The organism is Thalassovita mediterranea (assembly GCF_001458435.1).
Taxonomy (GTDB): Bacteria; Pseudomonadota; Alphaproteobacteria; order Rhodobacterales; family Rhodobacteraceae; genus Thalassobius; species Thalassobius mediterraneus.
Window position 1 is genome coordinate 157,146 of record NZ_CYSF01000002.1, and the last position, 19,258, is coordinate 176,403.

General features: G+C 58.0%; 20 protein-coding genes. 14 read left to right on the forward strand and 6 right to left on the reverse strand.

The window, feature by feature from the left end; genetic code table 11:
• Window positions 1–3 precede the first annotated feature (3 nt).
• Both mazG and TM5383_RS02120 read left to right on the forward strand, forming a co-directional pair.
• Complete coding sequence (gene mazG, locus TM5383_RS02115; protein ID WP_058317392.1) at window positions 4–837, forward strand: nucleoside triphosphate pyrophosphohydrolase; 834 nt, start codon at window positions 4–6, stop codon at window positions 835–837.
• 88 nt (window positions 838–925) lie between these two features.
• A complete protein-coding gene (locus TM5383_RS02120) occupies window positions 926–1,939 on the forward strand; it encodes a Fe(3+) ABC transporter substrate-binding protein (RefSeq protein ID WP_058317393.1) in 1,014 nt (337 codons plus the stop codon).
• Between the two features lie 65 nt (window positions 1,940–2,004).
• Here the strand turns inward: TM5383_RS02120 and TM5383_RS02125 are convergent, their stop codons facing one another.
• Window positions 2,005–2,895, reverse strand: coding sequence for a hypothetical protein (locus tag TM5383_RS02125; RefSeq protein ID WP_058317394.1), 891 nt, complete (start codon window positions 2,893–2,895; stop codon window positions 2,005–2,007).
• A gap of 237 nt (window positions 2,896–3,132) precedes the next feature.
• On the opposite strand from TM5383_RS02125, the gene TM5383_RS02130 reads away from it, so the two are divergent.
• From TM5383_RS02130 to TM5383_RS02140, 3 genes are read left to right on the forward strand one after another with little or no spacing between them, the layout of a single operon-like run.
• Window positions 3,133–4,074 carry a nucleoside hydrolase gene (locus TM5383_RS02130; RefSeq protein WP_058317395.1) on the forward strand — a complete coding sequence of 314 codons (942 nt, stop codon included), beginning with the start codon at window positions 3,133–3,135 and terminating at the stop codon, window positions 4,072–4,074.
• Window positions 4,071–4,517, forward strand: coding sequence for a GNAT family N-acetyltransferase (locus tag TM5383_RS02135; protein ID WP_058317396.1), 447 nt, complete (start codon window positions 4,071–4,073; stop codon window positions 4,515–4,517). The genes TM5383_RS02130 and TM5383_RS02135 overlap by 4 nt, the downstream gene beginning before the upstream one ends.
• Window positions 4,518–4,566: 49 nt before the next feature.
• Window positions 4,567–5,985, forward strand: a complete 1,419-nt coding sequence (locus tag TM5383_RS02140) for a protein adenylyltransferase SelO (RefSeq protein ID WP_058317397.1) — start codon at window positions 4,567–4,569, stop codon at window positions 5,983–5,985.
• A gap of 11 nt (window positions 5,986–5,996) precedes the next feature.
• On the opposite strand, the gene TM5383_RS02145 is transcribed toward TM5383_RS02140, so the two are convergent.
• On the reverse strand, window positions 5,997–6,620 hold the full coding sequence (locus TM5383_RS02145) for a DUF2238 domain-containing protein (RefSeq protein WP_058317398.1): 624 nt from the start codon (window positions 6,618–6,620) through the stop codon (window positions 5,997–5,999).
• Between the two features lie 66 nt (window positions 6,621–6,686).
• Between TM5383_RS02145 and TM5383_RS02150 the strand changes: the two genes are divergently transcribed.
• The 5 genes from TM5383_RS02150 (at window position 6,687) to TM5383_RS02170 (ending at window position 11,128) form a co-directional block, all read left to right on the forward strand.
• The gene (locus TM5383_RS02150) at window positions 6,687–7,391 is read left to right on the forward strand and encodes an endonuclease/exonuclease/phosphatase family protein (protein WP_058317399.1); all 705 of its coding nucleotides are present in this window, start codon (window positions 6,687–6,689) and stop codon (window positions 7,389–7,391) included.
• A gap of 144 nt (window positions 7,392–7,535) precedes the next feature.
• Window positions 7,536–7,949, forward strand: a complete 414-nt coding sequence (locus tag TM5383_RS02155) for a Fur family transcriptional regulator (protein WP_058317400.1) — start codon at window positions 7,536–7,538, stop codon at window positions 7,947–7,949.
• A gap of 115 nt (window positions 7,950–8,064) precedes the next feature.
• Window positions 8,065–8,946 (forward strand): DMT family transporter, encoded by an 882-nt coding sequence (locus TM5383_RS02160; protein WP_058317401.1) that lies wholly within the window; start codon window positions 8,065–8,067, stop codon window positions 8,944–8,946.
• A 236-nt stretch (window positions 8,947–9,182) separates the two neighbouring features.
• Window positions 9,183–10,457: a phosphopyruvate hydratase gene (eno, locus tag TM5383_RS02165; protein ID WP_058317402.1), complete on the forward strand. Its 1,275-nt coding sequence runs from the start codon at window positions 9,183–9,185 to the stop codon at window positions 10,455–10,457.
• 224 nt (window positions 10,458–10,681) lie between these two features.
• Window positions 10,682–11,128, forward strand: a complete 447-nt coding sequence (locus tag TM5383_RS02170) for an MEKHLA domain-containing protein (RefSeq protein ID WP_058317403.1) — start codon at window positions 10,682–10,684, stop codon at window positions 11,126–11,128.
• 3 nt (window positions 11,129–11,131) lie between these two features.
• On the opposite strand, the gene TM5383_RS02175 is transcribed toward TM5383_RS02170, so the two are convergent.
• Window positions 11,132–12,205: an NAD(P)/FAD-dependent oxidoreductase gene (locus TM5383_RS02175; RefSeq protein WP_058317404.1), complete on the reverse strand. Its 1,074-nt coding sequence runs from the start codon at window positions 12,203–12,205 to the stop codon at window positions 11,132–11,134.
• A 43-nt stretch (window positions 12,206–12,248) separates the two neighbouring features.
• Here TM5383_RS02175 and TM5383_RS02180 point away from each other — a divergent pair, with 43 nt between their 5' ends.
• Window positions 12,249–12,680: a cupin domain-containing protein gene (locus tag TM5383_RS02180; RefSeq protein WP_058317405.1), complete on the forward strand. Its 432-nt coding sequence runs from the start codon at window positions 12,249–12,251 to the stop codon at window positions 12,678–12,680.
• An 80-nt stretch (window positions 12,681–12,760) separates the two neighbouring features.
• Here the strand turns inward: TM5383_RS02180 and pgi are convergent, their stop codons facing one another.
• From pgi to zwf, 3 genes are all read right to left on the reverse strand, one after another.
• Window positions 12,761–14,377 carry a glucose-6-phosphate isomerase gene (gene pgi / locus TM5383_RS02185; protein WP_058317406.1) on the reverse strand — a complete coding sequence of 539 codons (1,617 nt, stop codon included), beginning with the start codon at window positions 14,375–14,377 and terminating at the stop codon, window positions 12,761–12,763.
• Between the two features lie 208 nt (window positions 14,378–14,585).
• A complete protein-coding gene (gene pgl, locus TM5383_RS02190; protein WP_058317407.1) occupies window positions 14,586–15,257 on the reverse strand; it encodes a 6-phosphogluconolactonase in 672 nt (223 codons plus the stop codon).
• On the reverse strand, window positions 15,254–16,705 hold the full coding sequence (gene zwf, locus TM5383_RS02195; protein WP_058317408.1) for a glucose-6-phosphate dehydrogenase: 1,452 nt from the start codon (window positions 16,703–16,705) through the stop codon (window positions 15,254–15,256). Before zwf ends, pgl begins: the two co-directional genes overlap by 4 nt.
• A 232-nt stretch (window positions 16,706–16,937) precedes the next feature.
• Here zwf and TM5383_RS02200 point away from each other — a divergent pair, with 232 nt between their 5' ends.
• The 3 genes from TM5383_RS02200 to TM5383_RS02210 all read left to right on the forward strand — a co-directional run bounded on the left by TM5383_RS02200 (window position 16,938) and on the right by TM5383_RS02210 (window position 19,192).
• A complete protein-coding gene (locus TM5383_RS02200) occupies window positions 16,938–17,891 on the forward strand; it encodes a radical SAM protein (protein WP_058317409.1) in 954 nt (317 codons plus the stop codon).
• Between the two features lie 712 nt (window positions 17,892–18,603).
• Entirely contained in the window at window positions 18,604–18,849 is a 246-nt protein-coding gene (locus TM5383_RS02205) for a hypothetical protein (RefSeq protein ID WP_058316999.1), read from the forward strand.
• A 97-nt stretch (window positions 18,850–18,946) separates the two neighbouring features.
• Complete coding sequence (locus tag TM5383_RS02210; protein ID WP_058317410.1) at window positions 18,947–19,192, forward strand: hypothetical protein; 246 nt, start codon at window positions 18,947–18,949, stop codon at window positions 19,190–19,192.
• Window positions 19,193–19,258 lie beyond the last annotated feature (66 nt).

Below are 19,258 nucleotides of genomic sequence, written 5' to 3' on the forward strand. Positions count from 1 at the left end.
CCAATGACCAAGACCCGCGATGACGCGCTGATCCATTCCCCGAACGGCGGCATACCGCGCCTGCTAGAGATCATGCGCGCCTTGCGCGATCCTGACAGCGGGTGCCCGTGGGACATTGAGCAAACCTTCGCCACCATCGCGCCCTACACGATCGAAGAAGCCTATGAAGTCGCCGACGCGATTGAGCGCGAAGAATGGGGCGAGTTGAAGGGGGAATTGGGCGACCTGCTGTTCCAGTCTGTTTTTCATGCACAAATGGCGGAAGAGGCTGGGTTGTTCACATTCGATCAGGTGGCTGACACGATGTCTGATAAGATGGTTGCCCGCCATCCACATGTGTTTGGCGATGAAAGCCGCGATAAATCCGCCGATCAGCAAGTGAACGACTGGGAAACCATCAAAGCGGCAGAGCGCGCGGGCAAGGAACAGAAGGGCGCGCTGGACGGTGTTGCGGTTGGCCTCCCTGCCCTGTTGCGCGCGGTAAAACTGCAAAAACGGGCGGCGCGGGTTGGGTTTGATTGGCCTGATGCGGGATCGGTGATCGACAAGATCGTTGAGGAATCGCAGGAGTTGGTCGAGGCCCGCGACACTCTGACCCAAGTGGAGGTGGAGGAGGAATTTGGCGACCTGTTGTTCGTCATGGCCAATTTGGCCCGCCACCTGAATGTCGAACCTGAGGCGGCTTTGCGTGCAGCGAACAACAAGTTTATCCGGCGTTTTGAGGGGGTTGAGGCAAAGCTGCAGGAGCTTGGCAAACGTCCCGAGGACAGCACGCTAGAAGAAATGGATGCCCTTTGGGATGCGGTTAAACGCGATGAGCGGGGCATTGCTGGATAATCCTGATATTTTAATTCAGGTATTGACGGCGCGCCCGCTCTGCCTCAGGTAATGGGGCAGATTTTATCTGTTCTCAAAAGAGGCCCCCATGCTGACGAAAAAGACCCTTCTGCCGCTGCTCCCCCTCGCTGTTGCTGCGACCTCGGCCCATGCCGAAGGTGAGGTGAACGTCTATTCCTACCGCCAGCCGGAACTGATCAAGCCGCTGACCGATGCCTTCACCGAAGAAACCGGAATCAAGGTGAACGTCGCCTACCTTAAAAAGGGCATGGTGGAACGCCTGCAGGCCGAAGGCGACCGTTCGCCCGCCGATCTGGTGTTCACTGTTGATATCTCGCGTCTGGCTGCAGTGGTGAACGCTGGCGTTACGCAGCCCGTCACTTCCGACGTGCTGGAGGCCAACGTGCCTGACATCTACCACGATCCCGATGGTCACTGGTGGGGTCTGACCACCCGCGCCCGCATCGTCTACGCATCGAAGGACCGTGTGGCTGAAGGTGAGATTACCACCTACGAAGATCTGGCCGACCCCAAGTGGAAGGGCCGCATCTGCACCCGTTCCGGCACCCACCCCTACACCATCGCGCTGGCATCTGCCGTTATTCACCACCACGGTGAAGAGGCTGCCAAAACCTGGCTGGAAGGTGTAAAGGCCAACCTGGCGCGCAAACCCCAAGGCAACGACCGCGCTCAGGTCAAGGCGATTTGGTCTGGTGAATGCGATATCTCGTTGGGCAACACCTACTACATGGGCAAGATGCTGAAAGATCCCGATCAAAAGGCATGGGCCGAAAGCGTGAAAATCACCTTCCCCACCTTTGAAAACGCGGGCACCCATGTGAACATCTCCGGCGTGGCGATGACCAAGGCGGCACCGAACCGCGATAACGCGCTGAAAATGATGGAATTCCTTACCTCGCAAAAGGCGCAGGAAGTCTACGCTGACGCCAACTTTGAATACCCGATCGCCCCGGGATCCGAGGCAAACGAGCTGGTCCAAAGCTGGGGTGCGTTCACCGCAGATGACGTCAACCTGATGGATCTGGCCGCACAGCGCGCCACCGCACTCAAGCTAGTGGAACAGGTCGATTTCGACAATTGATCTGTTGAATCCGTAAAAACAAAGGCGCGTCCAATTGGGCGCGCCTTTTTCGTTTGCTGAAACGTTTACTGAAACGTCTGCTGTAACCGTTCTGGCAGGACGATCCGCAGGGGGGATTTGTTGAACAACTCAGGTTCCACCACGGTTTGTTTGCCTTTGCTCACCTTGGCGGCACGCAGCGCATTGGCACAGTCATCGAAGCCACCGCTGACATCGACGATTGTACCGCGTTCGAAATTTCGCTGATCTTTTTGCCGGATCAGGTCTGGCTCTTTCCAGTTGATCCAGAACCGCTTGGGGATTTTGTCCGCATCACCCTGACGTTCTGCATGGGCGCGTGACTGTGCGACAATATCCTGACGGTCGGACATACGTTTTTGATAGTCCGGCGTGACATAATGCAGATGTGCCAGCCCAATTTTAGCATCAATCACATAATCCCCACGCTGCAACCCATGGCCGCCAACGGTGTACACCACGCGCGAATGGGCGATGCAGGGTTTTGTGTATTTGGGGTGAACCATCGCATTTGGATGCTGCACCAACAGCGGCTGGTCAGGATCAAAGTTGTTCGAAGGCATGATGTTCAGGCCTATCGGCGCAATGGCGTTTCCTTCGGTGCCTGCGGCCTCAAGGTGGCTGAGCAAATCCCCCTCCTTCCCGAGGTAGAGTAGAAATTCATCCACATCACTGCACACCACACGGTCATAAAAAGCCAGTAGCCCATTGGTGACCGCACCCAGCAGATCCCAGCGCTGACGATCAAGGCGAGGGGTCAATTCGTCGCGCGGTGCATGGATGATGCTGCAGCCTTCGGCGATCTCATCAATCTTGGGGTCGCCACCGTGATTGATCACATAGAGTTGGCGACGCGGAACCCATTGTTCGTTGTGCGAAATCCACTTTTTCAGCAACCAATAGTCACGCCAAACCATTGTTACAAAGGCAATTTTCATTAGTGCATCCTGTATGTCGCGCCACTTTGGGGGTGCGTTTTCACAACGCTACAGCTTTGCTGCGCGCTTTCCTAGATGTGCCCGGCCTGAAGGCCTAAAAAATACAATGCAGTATGCGGCTTGATGCGGAAACAAATGTAAAAGACAGCGAAAAGCCGCGCGACCCTTGCCTATCCCCTTGTATCCGTGCCGGAAATAGGATCAGCGTAACGCAACCAGATGCGCAGGAGGCAGGCCATGAAGCCGCAAAAGATCATCATTGATACCGATCCCGGACAGGACGACGCGGTCGCCATCCTCTTGGCGCTTGCCAGCCCAGAGGAGATTGAGGTGTTGGGCATTACTGCCGTTGCAGGCAACGTGCCGCTATCGCTGACCGAAAGCAATGCGCGCCGGATTTGCGAATTGGCGGGCCGGCCCGATGTAAAGGTGTTTGCCGGCTGTGACCGCCCGATGGGTCGTGTCCTTGTGACCGCGGAACATGTTCATGGGGAAACCGGTCTGAACGGTCCGGTGCTGCCCGATCCCACCATGCCGCTACAGGATCAACATGGTGTGGACTTCATCATCGACACGCTGCGTGCGGAACCTGCGGGTACCGTCACACTGTGCCCACTTGGGCCGCTGACCAACATCGCCACCGCCTTTGAACGCGCGCCGGATATTGTCGAACGGGTGAAGCAGATCGTGCTGATGGGCGGCGCCTATTTTGAGGTGGGCAATATCACCCCAGCGGCGGAGTTCAACATCTACGTCGATCCGCAAGCCGCTGATATCGTGTTTAAATCCGGCGTGTCGATTGTGGTGATGCCGCTGGATGTGACGCACAAGGCACTGGTCACCACGCCGCGCAACGACGCCTTCCGCGCCATTGGCAATCGTGTTGGCATCGCGGTGGCCGAGATGACCGATTTCTTCGAACGTTTTGACAAGGAAAAATACGGCTCCGAAGGGGCGCCGTTGCATGATCCCTGTGTCACCGCCTATCTGATCAACACCGACCTTTTCACCGGTCGCCATATCAACGTGACGATCGAAACCGAGTCAGAGCTGACCATGGGCATGACCGTCGCCGATTGGTGGGGCGTCACCGACCGTGCGCCAAACGCTTTGTTCATGGGCGATATAGATGCGGATGGATTCTTTGCCCTGCTGCATGAACGGATGGCCCGCCTATGACCGCGCTGCGGCTGGCACGGCTGGATGATCTGCCCAAGCTGCTGCCATTGGTAGAAGCCTATCACGACCACATCGGTCGCCCAAGCAATGCCGATCATCGCGCCGCCGCGCTGACCCCGCTGCTACAGGGTAATCCGCTGGGTGTTGTCTATCTGATCGGGCCACGCATCGCGCCGATTGGTTATGTGGTGATCAGTTTCGGTTGGTCCGTGGAATACGGCGGGATGATCGGCACCGTGGATGAGGTGTTTTTGCGCCCCTCGGTGCGCGGTCGTGGCATCGGTCATGAGGTGTTGAGCGAGCTGCCCAAGGCGCTGGCTGATGCGGGGCTGAATGCGCTGCATGTCCAGATCCCCGCCGATGATGAGGTAGCGCAACGGTTTTACAGCCGCCTTCATTTCAAATTGCGCGACGGGATGGTCACACTGACGCGTGAAGGGTAAGCGTCGCTTTTGCGATTGCCTTCGCGTGGGGGCGCGTTACCTTCGGCGCATGACACTGCACATCCCCTTTCAGAACAGCTACGGCACCCTGCCAGATCGTTTTTTCACCCGCCAAAATGCGGAGCCAGTGCGCGCGCCAGATTTGCTGGTGTTTAATGACGCGTTGGCGGCGGAGCTGGGTATCTCAGCAGGAACGCCTGAGGACATGGCGCAAGTGTTCGGCGGTAACCGGATGCCCGACGGTGCTGATCCGCTGGCTCAGGTCTATGCCGGTCATCAGTTCGGCGGGTTTTCCCCGCAACTGGGGGATGGTCGCGCGCTGCTGCTGGGTGAGGTGGTGAAGGGTGACGGGCGACGTGTTGATATCCAACTTAAAGGCTCCGGTCGCACCCCCTATTCCCGCAATGGCGACGGCCGCGCCTGGCTGGGTCCGGTCCTGCGGGAATATCTGCTGAGTGAGGCGTTCCATGCCCTTGACGTCCCGACAACCCGCGCGTTGGCGGCGGTCGCGACGGGAGAACGTGTCCAGCGTGAAACCGGCCTGCCGGGGGCACTACTGACCCGTGTGGCCAGCAGTCACATTCGTGTGGGCACCTTCCAATACTTTTACGCACAGCGCGATCTCGAGGGGTTGCAGGCACTTTATGACTACACCCGTGATCGCCATTACCCTGAGGCGGAAACGCCCCACGACCTGCTGCGGGCTGTGATCCAGCGGCAGGTCAAACTGGTGGTGAAATGGATGGGCATCGGTTTCATCCACGGGGTGATGAACACCGACAATACCACGCTATCTGGCGAAACGATTGATTTTGGCCCCGCGGCCTTTATGGATAAATTTCATCCAGTTACGGTCTATAGCTCTATCGACCGACAGGGGCGCTATTCCTACGACAATCAGATCAATATCATCTGTTGGAACATGGCGCAGCTGGCGTCCTGTCTGGTGCCGCTGATGCCGGATGGAGAGGTTGCGGTCGCTGGATTTACCGCCACCGTGAATATGATGCCCAACCAGATCCGCGCGGAATGGCTGCGGGTGTTTGGGCAGAAAATCGGTATTGCCGACGCGACGCCAGAGGATGAACCGCTGATTGGCGATCTGCTGCGCCTTATGGCGCACCACGAGGCGGATTTCACCAACACCTTCCGCGCCTTGTCCGAAGGTGCTGAGATCAAGGATGCCAGTGACCCTGCTGCGTTCACCGACTGGCGCGCCCGTTGGCAGCAGCGTATCGCGGATGAAGATGCGCCGCTCGACCTGATGCGCCGCGTGAACCCCGCCGTGATCCCGCGCAATCATCGGATGGAACAGATGATTGCCGCCGCAGTTAATGGCGATATGGCCCCCTTCGATCGTCTGCTACGGGTGCTGTCGGAACCCTACACATTGTCACCTGATGATGCGGACCTTACCGCGCCGCCACAGCCCGAAGAGGTGGTTCAGGCCACCTTCTGTGGGACCTGACGAGCGGCGTCTTAGTCTTTGAAACGATTGCGTAAACCGCGTGGAAACAGGCGTGGATTGTTGCGCACAAACTCTTCGATGACGCGGGTTAGGCCGCGCCGTCTGTTGCGGTATGTCAGGTATACCCAACCCGCACCGGCCCCAATCAGCGCACCCGCGGCGTCGACAATCAGATCGCCCATTGTGTCCATCAGGCCGGATTTCTGCATGTTCAGACCAAACAGCTGATCCATGGAGAATTCGAAAATTTCCCAAAAGGCGCCGATCGCCATCGCAAAGCAAAACGCAAAAAACGCCATCGCGATGGGGGGCGCTGCATAGGCGTCGCCCTGAAACATCATAAAGATCAACACGAACCCGATTAGCCCAAAGCCCACCGCGCTGCTGCCGTGCATGGCGATGTCCCACCACCAAAAGGTTTCATAAAAATCAAACACCTCACCCAGAAACAACGTTCCCCCGACAAAGGCGACGATGGCAGCGATGAAACTGGGTGGCACCTTAATGTCGGCCCAGCGGGCAACGAACAAGGGTGCCAGAGATACCGCTAGGGTTCCAAACGCCACGAAGGCCCCGGCCCAACGCCCTGCCAGCAATGATGCCAGGCCAAACACCGCCAAGAGCGTCCAGATCATCCGTGCCAGCAATGTTTGTTCGCGAAACAGGGTTCATTCTCCATCGTTGATGACTATCTTGAATTTATGACAGTCGCTTCAGTATCGCCTTTCCGTGTCGCCAGTTACAACCTGCAAAAATGTGTCGGCCTTGACCTGCGTCGCCGTCCTGCCCGCAGCCTACAGGTGATTGAGGCGCTTGGCGCCGACTTGGTGGTTCTACAAGAGGCAGACAAGCGACTGCCGCCGCGCCCTGCTGCGTTACCGCATGGTTTGGTTGAGGCACACGGCTGGCAAATCTTACCCTTTGGACAGGTGGGTGGGTCGCTCGGCTGGCATGGGAACGCCATGCTGGCACGCCCTGATGTCGAAGTTCTGCGAACAGGCCATATTGATCTGCCGGGGTTGGAGCCACGTGGCGCAATTTGCGCCGATCTTAGAACGCGGTGTGGCCAGCTGCGCGTAGTGGGGACGCATCTGGGGCTGATACGACGCTATCGCCTGCTGCAACTGGCCGCGATCCGGCGGCATTTGGATACACTTGCGCCACTGCCCACCGTGATCGCTGGGGATTTCAACGAATGGGGCGATGAACAACCAATGTCGGCCCAATTGGGCGAGATCGAGGTGCTGGCCACCCCCGCCAGCTACCCCGCCCCGCGTCCCGTTGCTGGCCTTGACCGATTTGCCCTGTCACCAGACCTGAAGGTTTTGGACACGGGCGTGCATCGTCAACGGCCCGCGCGCATTGCATCTGACCATCTGCCGGTTTGGTTGGATCTGCCCGCTTGAGGGCGGCACATTCACCCCCTTGCACCCTGCCCCACAGCCCGCTATCAGCGCGGCCCGCATCCAACTGTGGCCAACCACAGATCAAGCGGTTAAAACAAGATCTAGCGACACGCCACCAACAGAACCGGCGACCAGAGGACAGACATGAGCGAAACGATCATCTCACGCTGCGAAGCAATGGGCCTGCGGATGACCGACCAACGAAGGACGATTGCGGCGGTGCTGGAAACCTCTGCCGATCATCCTGATGTCGAAGAGCTGTATGCCCGCGCCTCTGCCCGCGATCCGCGCATCTCTATCGCCACTGTCTATCGCACCGTTAAACTGTTCGAAGAGGCGGGGATTTTGGACAAACACGAATTTGGCGACGGTCGCGCCCGCTACGAAGACGCAGAGCGCGAACACCATGATCACCTGATCGACATGCAAACCGGCGAGGTGATCGAATTTTGCGATCCCGAGATTGAAGCGCTGCAGGAAAAAATCGCCGAAAAGCTGGGGTATCGCCTGAAGGGTCATAAGCTAGAGCTTTATGGCGTACCGCTGAACAAAGGCTAATCGTAGTTTTCCGGTGCCTTGTTGGACCCTGCCTATATACCGTGTCTTCCGGTGCTTGCCCGAGCGGCACCTTACGCGCTAACAGGGCTAATACTGCGCGATTAAAGGCCCACCCATGAACAATTTGCAAAGCATCATGCTGATGGTGTTTTCGATGCTGTGTTTTGCCATCGAAGACCTGTTTCTGAAACAGCTGACAGCGGTCATGCCCACCGGTCAGGTGATCACCCTGCTGGGTGCGGGGGGTGGTTTTCTGTTTGGGCTGATGGCCCTGCGCAAAGGCGAACAACTGTTCCCGCGCGGCAAAGGCATGTCCGTCCTTTATTGGCGCACCAGCGCCGAAGGGTTCGCCGCCGTGTTCATCGTTGCCGCACTAGCACTGGTGCCACTGACCACCTTTTCCACCGTTTTTCAGGCCAGCCCGCTGGTGATCACGCTGGGTGCTGCGCTGTTTCTGGGTGAAACCGTCGGCTGGCGGCGTTGGTCGGCAATCGGTGTTGGGTTTATCGGGGTGTTGCTGATCATTCGCCCCGGCACCACCAGTTTCGATCCTGCAACTTTGTTGGTTCTTGGCGCGGTGGTGATGATTTCCCTGCGCGATGTGATCTCTCGACGTTTGCCATCGAACACCTCTTCGACCGTTGTGTCGTTTCAGGGGTTTGGATCGCTGGTGATCTCTGGTCCCCTTTTGATGCTAGCCTTGGGCGACGCACCTGTGGCGCTGAGCGGCTATCATTGGGGCATTACGGGCCTGACGGTTCTGGTGGGCATGGCGGGGTATTATGCGATCGTCATGGCGACGCGCATTGGTGATGCTTCGGCACTGGCGCCGTTTCGCTACAGCCGGATGGTGTTTTCGATGACGCTGGGGATTTTGATCCTTGGCGAGCGACCCGAGGTGATGACCTATGTGGGCGCGGCACTGATCATCGGGTCGGGATTTTACACCTACGTCCGCGAACGTCGCCTTGCGCGGAAGTTGGCGCCTGCGGCCTGAGCCAAAGATCGGTCATGTGGTTAGATCAGGCAGCCGTTGGATGTGCCTTTTTTGATCAAATCGACCTTTGACGGGGTGTATTTTCCGCCAAAGCGCGCCTGTTTCCGATCCGGCGCGCTTTTTCATGGTCGGTGAGCGCAAACATCGCGCTTAAACCCTTTTCCCTTGGGGATCATCCCTTTAAAAGCGCGTCTAACGATAGTTGAACCGTCTACCGAGACAGAGGAACCTGCCCCATGAGCATCATCATCGACATTCACGCCCGCGAAATTCTTGACAGCCGGGGCAACCCCACTGTCGAAGTGGACGTGATCCTGGAAGACGGCACCATGGGCCGCGCTGCTGTCCCCTCGGGCGCATCGACCGGCGCGCATGAAGCGGTGGAAAAGCGTGATGGCGACAAAGCTCGTTACCTTGGCAAAGGTGTACTGGAAGCCGTCGCCGCCGTGAACGGTGAGATTGCCGAAGAACTGGTCGGCATGGACGTCACCGAACAGGTTGCCATCGACCAAGCGATGATCGAACTGGACGGCACCCCGAACAAGGCCCGTCTGGGCGCAAACGCCATCCTGGGCGTGTCGCTCGCCTGTGCCAAAGCGGCCGCTGATTTCACCGCACAGCCGCTTTACCGCTACATCGGCGGCACCTCGGCCCGCGTTCTGCCGGTTCCGATGATGAACATCATCAACGGTGGTGAGCACGCCGATAACCCGATCGACATTCAGGAATTCATGATCATGCCGGTATCGGCAACGAACGTGAAAGAGGCGATCCGCATGGGCGCCGAGGTGTTCCACTGCCTGAAGAAAGAACTGTCCGCCGCAGGCTACAACACCGGCATCGGTGACGAAGGTGGCTTTGCCCCCGCATTGGAAAGCACCCGCAAGGCGCTGGATTTTGTTGGCATCGCTGTTGAAAAAGCCGGCTACAAACTGGGCGAAGACATCTTCCTCGCGCTGGATTGCGCATCGACCGAATACTACGTCGATGGCAAATATGAGATGAAGGGCGAAGGCGCCTCGCTGACCTCGGAAGAGAACGCGCAATATCTGGCGGATCTGTGCAACGACTACCCGATCATCTCGATCGAAGATGGCATGGCCGAAGATGACTGGGCGGGCTGGAAACTGCTGACCGAAAAAATCGGTGACAAGGTGCAGTTGGTCGGCGACGATTTGTTCGTGACCAACCCTGCCCGCCTGTCCGACGGTATTGCGCAGGGCGTTGCCAACTCCATGCTGGTGAAGGTGAACCAGATCGGTTCGCTGACTGAAACGCTGAAGGCTGTCGATATGGCCCACCGCGCGCGCTACACCAATGTGATGTCGCACCGTTCCGGTGAGACCGAGGATGCGACCATCGCCGACCTTGCCGTAGCGACCAACTGCGGTCAGATCAAAACCGGTTCGCTGTCGCGTTCTGACCGTCTGGCGAAATACAACCAGCTGATCCGTATCGAAGAGCTGCTGGGCGAGACCGCCGAATACGCAGGCCGTTCGATCCTGAAGTAAACGGTTGATGCTAAGAGAATTGGAAAGGGCGGGCTTATAGCTCGCCCTTTTTTATTAAGACCAAAAAGCCGCACTGATCCGAGGAATTAAGCCTAGCGCCGTTCCGAGGGGGGGCGCGAATGCGCCGCCCCGTGGGGGCGGAACTGCGCAGCCAAATCTTTGATTTGGCATTGTATTGATAGATCGTATCGTTAGATTTCAGCCGGACTATAAGGTTATAGAAGATGCTCCCCCCCAGCCCCGAAAACAGCTTCCAATCCACCCATGCGGACCTGCTGATCACCAGCTTTCAACGCCTTCTTGGCCGCCCGCTGGCCGCAAACCCTGAGGCGCTTTATCGCGCAGATGCTGTGGTCCTTAGCCATGATGGCGCGGCTGATCCGGTGCTCACCTACGGCAACCTGACCGCGCAGCGGCTTTGGGGGATGGGCTGGGATCAGCTAACGAAACTCCCCTCGCGCCTCACAGCAGAACCCGCGCACCGTGCGCAGCGCGATGCGATGTTTGCCGAAATGCGCAGTAAGGGGTTTATCGAAAACTACAGCGGCGTGCGGATCAGCGCCACAGGCCAGCGTTTTGAAATACAAAACGCCATCATCTGGCCGCTGATAGATGAAGATGGCATCAAACGCGGTGAGGCGGCGACCTTTACCGATTGGCAGATGCTCTGACAGTTACTGGAACCGCTCGGGGCGGTAAGGTTTCAGCATTGGCGCGCGTAAGTCGTCGTGCATTTCTTCTGCCACGATCTCAGCAATAATAGCGGCGAGTGTGGCGCCGGAATGCATTACGGCCAAGGTCAGGCCCTTGGGCCCAATTGCCCCGACTGCGGGCATTCCGTCACCGGGAACTGGGCGTGCAGACACAAAGGCTTGTTCCCACTCGGGGCGTAAATCAGGAAATAGCGCCTGCAGCCTACTTTCCGCATCTGCGATCAATGGGATCAGGTCGGGGACTGCTTCGGCGGTGTCACCCTGATGACCGGGGGACGTTGGAAACAGCAGTCGGCCCAGTCCATCCTGACGGATTTCCAGCTGGGGGGTCACGACAATCTGATCCATAAATTGCGGCAATGGGCGGCTTTGCAGCATCACGCCAGGGCGCGACAGCATCGGCAGCTTGATCCCCAAGGGTGACAGCAGATCAGCGGCACCTGTCCCTGCGCAGATCACCACCTGATCGGCGGCGACCATTCCGCAGTTGGTCAGAACGCCGGCTACACGACCGTTTGCCTCCTTCAGCCCGGTGGCGCGGACACCCGCGATGACCTGTGCGCCGCGCGACTGCGCCGCGCGCAGCAATTGATGCACGACCTCACCGGTTTCGGCTGTCCCTTCGGACGGGAAGAACAGCGCTTCGTCTGGAACCGTTGCCAAATCTGGCAGTCGCTTAGCCACCTCTTCACCGCTGACATGGGCCACCGGATAGTCGAGTGCGCCTAATTTGCGGTGCATCGCATGCAGTGCTTCGCCTTGTTCTTCCCACCACAGGGCACCGGGCCAGCGCAGGGACAGATCCGGTACGTCTGATTTTAGACGGCGCCACGCCGCCAGGCCGGATTGGCGCAGATGGAAATGGTCTTCGTTTGCAAAGAAGGAGGCGTTGAGCCAGCCAAAACTACGCCCAGATGCGGCATGCCCCGGCAGTCCAGCATCAATCAAGGTCACCGCATCACCACGGCGCGCCAGTTGATAAGCCAAAGCGGCCCCGATCAGGCCCGCGCCTACAATTGCGATCTTTTGCGGCATGACGTACTCCTGCTATTACTGACGTGAACGCTACAGGTTAACCATGGACGCGCAAGAGCTTATCGCCCATCTCGGGCTGGAACCGCACCCCGAAGGGGGTCATTATCGCCAAACTTGGATAGCCGAGGCCGCCGAAGGTGAACGCGCGGCTGGCACCAGCATCTACTTCCTGTTGCAAGAGGGCGAAAGCAGCCATTGGAATCGTGTGCTGGATGCGGCAGAGATTTGGCATTACTACGCTGGCGCCCCGCTGATCCTGTCCATGGCGGCAGATGAAATCGGACCCGCGCAGGATTACGTTTTGGGGCCGGATTTGGCGGCGGGTCAGGCGCCGCAGATGATCGTGCCAACCAACTATTGGCAAGCGGCCCGCACAACGGGCGCCTACACACTCGTGGGCTGCACGGTTTCCCCCGGATTTTTGTTCGAAAAGTTTGTGCTGGCAGAGCCGGGGTTCGACATTCCGCGCGATTGAATGGCAAAGGGGGATGCACCCTACCCTTGCCAATGCACCCATTGCTGCCCATCCGTCGTCAGACCGATAGACGAACCCGTCTAGTTTGATTTGCGGGCGCGCGGACGCAGGTGGTTGATCAGCATCTGCGTCGACGGATCTTTGCCTTCGGCGCTGGCGGAACCCGTCAGGATGGGATCCAGATCCTTGGCCAGCTCTTTGCCCAACTCGACGCCCCATTGGTCAAAGGAATTGATGCCAAGAATCACACCTTCGACAAAGACACGGTGTTCATAAAGCGCCAGTAATTGTCCCAGAACGAAGGGGGTCAACTGATCATAGATCAACGTGGTGGATGGGCGGTTGCCGGGGAACACGCGATGGCGCGCCTGACGGTCTAATTCTTCGCCCTCAAACCCTTTGCCAGATAGGCTGGCACGCGCCTCTTCGAAGGTGCGGCCTTTCAATAGAGCTTCGGACTGGGCCAGACAGTTGCCGATCAACAGGCGGTGGTGATGTGCATAGCCCGCCTCATGACCGTGTTTGGCGACCATAAATTCGCAGGGCACCACGGCGGTTCCCTGATGGATCAGCTGGAAAAAGGCATGTTGGCCATTGGTGCCGGGTTCGCCCCAGACAACTGGACCGCTTACGGTTTCCAGCGCATCGCCGGACATGGTGACGCGCTTGCCGTTACTTTCCATTTCCAATTGCTGCAAATAGGCGGGCAACCGTCCAAGGCGTTGCTCATAGGGTAGCACTGCACGGGTGGCATATCCCATACCTTGATGATGCCACAGCCCCACAAGTGCGAGGAGCATCGGTAGGTTGCGTTCTAGCGGCGCTTTGCGGAAATGGTCATCCATTGCACGCGCGCCTGCCAGAAAGTCTGCAAAATTGTCGGCGCCAATCGACAGCCCCAATGCCAGGCCAATTGGGCCCCATACTGAATAGCGCCCGCCAACCCAGTCCTCAAACCCAAAGGTCTGTTCGGCGGGAATGCCAAATGCTGCGGTGCGGTCAGCGGCGGTGGATAGGGCTACGAATTGTGCAGCCGGATCTTTCACCTTGGTCGCCATCCAATCGCGCGCAGAATGGGCGTTGGTCATGGTTTCCACAGTGGTAAAGGTCTTGGACGCCACGATGATCAATGTGGTTTCCGGGTTCAGCGGTGCCAATGTGTCGGCCAAATGGGCGCCATCAATGTTGGATACAAAATGGCAGCAGGGACCGTCACTGTAAGGGGTTAGCGCACGCACGGCCATCAACGGGCCCAGATCGGATCCGCCGATGCCAATATTTACCACATCAGTGATGGCACCACCCTGCCCGCGAAAGCTGCCTTTGCGCACGGCCCTTGCAAATTCCGCCATCCGGTCGCGGGTGGCGCGCACCGCAGGGACGATATTTTCGCCGTCCAGTTTGACCACCGTGCCGTAGGCAGCCCTAAGGGCCGTGTGCAAAACAGCGCGACCTTCGGTTTCATTGATGCGTTCGCCTTCGAACATAGCATCACGACGTCCCGCCACATCTGCGGCGCGGGCGGTGTCGAACAGGAACGCACGGGTGTCACGGTCGATATTGGTTTTGGAATAGTCAAACAGCAGGCAGTCTGCATGAACAGAAAAATCCGCCGCGCGATTGGGATCGCTGAACAGGTCCATAATTGGGCGATCTTTGCTGCGGGCAACATGCTGGGCAAGCTGTTCCAGATCCATCTGTGCAGGTCCTCAATAGTCAGGCGCCCAAAGGGGCAAAGTCTGTGGGTGGTAAATATGTCCACTGCGTCGGTCGTCCACCACAACACCCGAAGCGTTATCTCTGGGATAGCGCAGCCTGCGTTACTGATCCAGCATTACTGCGCTCGCGCGTGATCAACCATTTGGCACTTGCTGAAAAGCGGGCATTTCGCAACACCTGAAAGGGTTATGGCGCCCAATGAATAGCTGCGCGATCCAAGACAGAGCGCACTGGCGCCTCTTCGGGGGTGAGGTTGTGCGCACGTTCAACGGCTTCGCGTTTGTCATCGCCCATGATGACGATGTGTAGCTTCATCGCATCCCGCAGAACCCGCGCGGACAGGGTGATGCGTTGTTCCGGCAATCCTTCGGCGCGCATAGGCACCAGAACGGGGGCCTGCGGATCAAGGGCAAGGCGCAGGTTGTCGCCACGCGGAAACAAAGACGCCGTGTGCATATCCGCCCCCATCCCCAATAGCGCGATCGAAATCGGCAGCTTTGCCTCAATCTCTGGCGCCAAAGCGGCGACCATCGCCTCTGGCGCGTCGGCATCTTGATAAAGGGGCACCATCTGCGCCGCACTTGCGGGGCCCTTCAGCAGGCGGTCACGCACCAGTTTGGTGTTGGATCGCGGATGATCTGCCGGAACCCAGCGTTCATCGCTGAGCATCACATCCACCCGATCCCACGCCAGATCTACCGCGCAGAGATCGTCAAAGATCGGCCCCGGTGTGGTGCCCCCAGGCACCACCAAAGTTGCACGATCTTCATGGTGCAACGCCTCTGTCAGCTCATCACCTAGCGTGTTGGCCAGGTCAATCGCCAGCATATCGCGGTCAGGGTATTCTATCAGGTTCATTCGCGGATTTCCCTCCAGCGGCGTCCATCACGGTGCATCAGCGCCAGCGCGTCCTCTGGGCCGGAACTGCCTGTTTCATATGGTTCGGGACGATCGCCGCGCGTTTCCCAACCTTGAATAATGGGATCGGTCCAGGCCCATGCGGCCTCGACTTCGTCGCCACGCATGAACAGGGTTTGGTTGCCACGGATCACATCCATGATCAGCCGTTCATAGGCATCTGCAGACGCCTCTGACTCTGGCCCCAAGGCCTCGGAAAAGGTCATGTCCAGCGGCACGTCAATCAATCGCATACCGCCCGGCCCCGGTTCTTTGATAGTTACGTCCAGATCGATACCTTCGTTTGGTTGCAAGCGGATCGACAGGGTGTTGCGATGGCGGCCTGCATCCTCATCAAAGATAGAGTGCGGCGTTTCTTTGAACACCACGGCAATTTCACTGGCGCGTGCCTTAAGTCGTTTGCCGGTACGCAGGTAAAACGGCGTACCCGCCCAACGCCAGTTCGACACATGCACTTTCATCGCCGCAAAGCTTTCGGTCTTGGATGCAGGGTCTTCGGCGTCCTCCAGATATCCGGCACGATCACCGTCGGCAAGGTATTGACCGCGCACCAAGTCGGCTGGTTCCACGGGATCAAGGGCGCGGATCACCTTCAGCTTCTCATCGCGTACCGCGTCAGGATCAAACTTTGCCGGTGGTTCCATCGCGATCAGGCACAACAGCTGCATCAGGTGGTTTTGTACCATGTCCCGCATCGCGCCCGAGCGGTCATAATATTCCCCCCGCCCCTGCACACCCACGGTTTCAGCCACAGTGATCTGGATGTGATCGACGTATTGGCTGTTCCAAAGCGGCTCAAACAGCATATTGCCAAACCGGATCGCCATCAGGTTCTGCACCGTCTCTTTGCCAAGGTAATGGTCAATGCGGTAGATCTGGCATTCCTCAAAATGCGCCGCCAAAGACGTGTTGAGCGCCCGCGCCGTTTCCAGATCGCGACCAAAGGGTTTTTCAACCACAATCCGTGTTTCAGGATCGACCAACCCATGATGGTGCAACCGTTCCGCCAGGGCGCCAAACAGGCTGGGCCCGACCGAGAAATAAAAGGCCCGCACAACATCCGGCCGCGCCAATTTCGCCAGTGCATCCCAGCCCTGATCGCCCGTCGCGTCCACCTGCACGTAATGCAAGATGTTCAAAAAGCCGCTCAGCATGTCCTCGGGCAAATCACCTGGATGAAATTCGCGCAGCGCATCTTTGACCAGCGATTTGTATTCGGCATCATCAATTTCAGACCGCGCCGCCCCCACGATAGAGGAGCCGTCGGGGATCTGACCGGCAACAAAACGGCGAAACAACGCAGGTAGGATTTTGCGGCGTGCAAGATCACCGGTGCCGCCAAAGATCACCAGATCAAACGGATCAACCGGAATTACGCGCGAGACCATGCTGTGTTCCTTCGTTTTATGGGCGCCCCGCAGCCGTAACAGCACAAATAAAGGAGCGAACCAGATTGAATGTTAGCGCTATCGTGACCCTGTTACTTGATCGCCGCGCGTTAGTCTAGCATTCAAATCCAGACGCAGACCACCCATCACAAACCCGTCATGGAAATATCACGCTCTTCCCACGCTGCATTGCGGCAGTTAAGGTGCCAAAATTCCAACAGATGAGGACGAGATGAAGGATTCCCAACAGCTTACCGCCAACGAGGGCAAATTCATCAACCCGCTGACCACGGCGGATGGTCAGGTACGCGCAACCGTGCCCCTGTCGAACCCGGAAACCCTGTGGTTCAACACCGGCACCCTGTGCAACATCACCTGTGAAAACTGCTACATCCTGTCGTCCCCAAAAAATGACGCATTGGTCTATCTGACTACGGCCGAGGTCGAAGACTACCTTGATCAGTTGGAAACGCGTCAGTGGAACGTGCGTGAAATCGCCTTTACCGGCGGAGAACCCTTCATGAACCCCGACATGCTCGACATGACAGAGGCGGCACTAAAACGCGGCTATGAGGTGTTGATCCTGACAAATGCCATGCAGCCGATGCAGCGCAAACGTGTCAGTGCTGGTCTTGTTGCGTTGAACGAGGCCTATCCGGGCAAACTGACCCTGCGTATTTCCCTCGATCATTGGGATGTGGCGGCACATGACGCAGAACGCGGCAAGGGATCATTTGAGCGCTCGCTGATCGGAATGGATTTCCTGCGCGACAACAATGTTCAGATGGCCGTTGCAGGCCGCGCACTCTGGCATGAAAGTGACGCCGCCGCACGCGAAGGCTACGCCGCCATCTTCGAGACGCGCGGATACGACATCGACGCCCAGAACCCAGGCCAATGTGTTCTGTTCCCTGAAATGGACATGAGCGCCGAGGTGCCGGAGATTACCGAAAGCTGCTGGGGCATCCTGAACAAAACACCCGACAGCGTTATGTGCGCCTCCTCGCGCATGGTTGTTAAACGCAAAGGGGCTGAGAAGCCCGCAGTACTCAGCTGCACCCTGCTGCCTTATGATGAACAGTTCGAAATGGGTCACACATTGGCAGAGGCAGAAGCAGACGTTCACCTCAACCACCCCCACTGCGCCAAGTTCTGCGTTCTGGGCGGCGCCAGCTGTTCGGCGTGATAACCACGCTGCTCTGCTTTGGGGCGCTCCTGATTGGGGCGTCTTAATTCATATGGGAACTTCGCCTAAGGTTCATTGATGAACGACCTCCGATTAAATTATTCCCAAACTTGAGGTCTAACGCCGGTCCCGGGGGAGGCGCAGTCGCGCCGACCCGTGTGTTTGGCGCGTGCTGGACGCACGCCTCTGGCGTGACGCGGCCCGACAGTGCCTGTTGGGCAGTACCTTAAACGGGGTGCGACGCCTCTAGCCTAATTCAAGCACGCTGCTCTCGAAGCCCAAACACTCTCTTTGTTACAACCTGCCCTAATTTGCACACCTGCCTGAGAGGATCACGCGCGGGTCTGTGAGGGCTTTGAAACAAAGCGATAAAAAGTTGCTCAACACGTTTATGTGACAAATGTACTTTCGCCCAAATCAGCCCTTTTCCTCACGCGCTGTGGCGTGGGGTGTAACCTGTCGGGCCCGGGCAAAGCCCTGCAAAACATGACCCGCACAGACCCTGTGCAAAGCTGCGCAGGGACCGTTGTGCGCGGGCCTCTTTTCAACACACATCGGCGTGAATTTCCGTGACGATTTCGTTGGGTTTTAATCCCCCCGATCCGCCCCCAGTTTGTTTGGTGTCAGACGGACAAACACACAGTCCAACACACTGACACACTAACGATCACCTCCCCGATCGACCCCGCAAACTGACTTAGGAGTTAAAAACATGAACCGTATCGTAACCGCATCCGCCGCCGCCCTGATCGCCCTGACCGGTGCCGCTTCCGCAATGACCTCTGACGTATCGGGCTACGACGCTGCCCAGATCCGCGCCTTTGCCCCGAACATCGACCTGAGCCTGGTTGACGCCGACGCCGTCAAGAAAGCCGCTTCGGTCATCGAGAACCTGGAAGACGACGACGCGTCCTTCGCCCAGATCCAGAACAGCGTGCGCCACGTTCTGACAAAATAAATCCCTCGGGGGCTGAGAGGCCACAACGGCCTCGCCCCTCCCCAACGGCACCATCCTCCCCATCGTGCCACACAAACCTGACTTAGGAGTTAACAACATGAACCGTATCGTAACCGCATCCGCCGCCGCCCTGATCGCCCTGACCGGTGCTGCTTCTGCAATGACCTCTGACGTATCGGGCTACGACGCCGCTCAGATCCGCCAGTTCGCCCCGAACATCGACCTGAGCCTGGTTGACGCCGACGCCGTCGCCAAAGCCGCTTCGGTGATCGAGAACCTGGAAGACGACGACGCGTCGTTTGCCCAAATCCAGAACAGCGTTCGCCACGTTCTGACCAAGTAATCTGGTCCAAATAAATCCCTCGGGGGCTGAGAGGCCACAACGGCCTCGCCCCTTCCCAACGGCACC

What these genes read in the sequence shown, in the direction of transcription:
- mazG (WP_058317392.1), top strand. Translation starts at nt 4, where the DNA reads ATGACCAAGACCCGCGATGACGCGCTGATCCATTCCCCGAACGGCGGC.
- TM5383_RS02120 (WP_058317393.1), top strand. Translation starts at nt 926, where the DNA reads ATGCTGACGAAAAAGACCCTTCTGCCGCTGCTCCCCCTCGCTGTTGCT.
- TM5383_RS02125 (WP_058317394.1), bottom strand. Translation starts at nt 2,895, where the DNA reads ATGAAAATTGCCTTTGTAACAATGGTTTGGCGTGACTATTGGTTGCTG.
- TM5383_RS02130 (WP_058317395.1), top strand. Translation starts at nt 3,133, where the DNA reads ATGAAGCCGCAAAAGATCATCATTGATACCGATCCCGGACAGGACGAC.
- TM5383_RS02135 (WP_058317396.1), top strand. Translation starts at nt 4,071, where the DNA reads ATGACCGCGCTGCGGCTGGCACGGCTGGATGATCTGCCCAAGCTGCTG.
- TM5383_RS02140 (WP_058317397.1), top strand. Translation starts at nt 4,567, where the DNA reads ATGACACTGCACATCCCCTTTCAGAACAGCTACGGCACCCTGCCAGAT.
- TM5383_RS02145 (WP_058317398.1), bottom strand. Translation starts at nt 6,620, where the DNA reads ATGATCTGGACGCTCTTGGCGGTGTTTGGCCTGGCATCATTGCTGGCA.
- TM5383_RS02150 (WP_058317399.1), top strand. Translation starts at nt 6,687, where the DNA reads ATGACAGTCGCTTCAGTATCGCCTTTCCGTGTCGCCAGTTACAACCTG.
- TM5383_RS02155 (WP_058317400.1), top strand. Translation starts at nt 7,536, where the DNA reads ATGAGCGAAACGATCATCTCACGCTGCGAAGCAATGGGCCTGCGGATG.
- TM5383_RS02160 (WP_058317401.1), top strand. Translation starts at nt 8,065, where the DNA reads ATGAACAATTTGCAAAGCATCATGCTGATGGTGTTTTCGATGCTGTGT.
- eno (WP_058317402.1), top strand. Translation starts at nt 9,183, where the DNA reads ATGAGCATCATCATCGACATTCACGCCCGCGAAATTCTTGACAGCCGG.
- TM5383_RS02170 (WP_058317403.1), top strand. Translation starts at nt 10,682, where the DNA reads ATGCTCCCCCCCAGCCCCGAAAACAGCTTCCAATCCACCCATGCGGAC.
- TM5383_RS02175 (WP_058317404.1), bottom strand. Translation starts at nt 12,205, where the DNA reads ATGCCGCAAAAGATCGCAATTGTAGGCGCGGGCCTGATCGGGGCCGCT.
- TM5383_RS02180 (WP_058317405.1), top strand. Translation starts at nt 12,249, where the DNA reads ATGGACGCGCAAGAGCTTATCGCCCATCTCGGGCTGGAACCGCACCCC.
- pgi (WP_058317406.1), bottom strand. Translation starts at nt 14,377, where the DNA reads ATGGATCTGGAACAGCTTGCCCAGCATGTTGCCCGCAGCAAAGATCGC.
- pgl (WP_058317407.1), bottom strand. Translation starts at nt 15,257, where the DNA reads ATGAACCTGATAGAATACCCTGACCGCGATATGCTGGCGATTGACCTG.
- zwf (WP_058317408.1), bottom strand. Translation starts at nt 16,705, where the DNA reads ATGGTCTCGCGCGTAATTCCGGTTGATCCGTTTGATCTGGTGATCTTT.
- TM5383_RS02200 (WP_058317409.1), top strand. Translation starts at nt 16,938, where the DNA reads ATGAAGGATTCCCAACAGCTTACCGCCAACGAGGGCAAATTCATCAAC.
- TM5383_RS02205 (WP_058316999.1), top strand. Translation starts at nt 18,604, where the DNA reads ATGAACCGTATCGTAACCGCATCCGCCGCCGCCCTGATCGCCCTGACC.
- TM5383_RS02210 (WP_058317410.1), top strand. Translation starts at nt 18,947, where the DNA reads ATGAACCGTATCGTAACCGCATCCGCCGCCGCCCTGATCGCCCTGACC.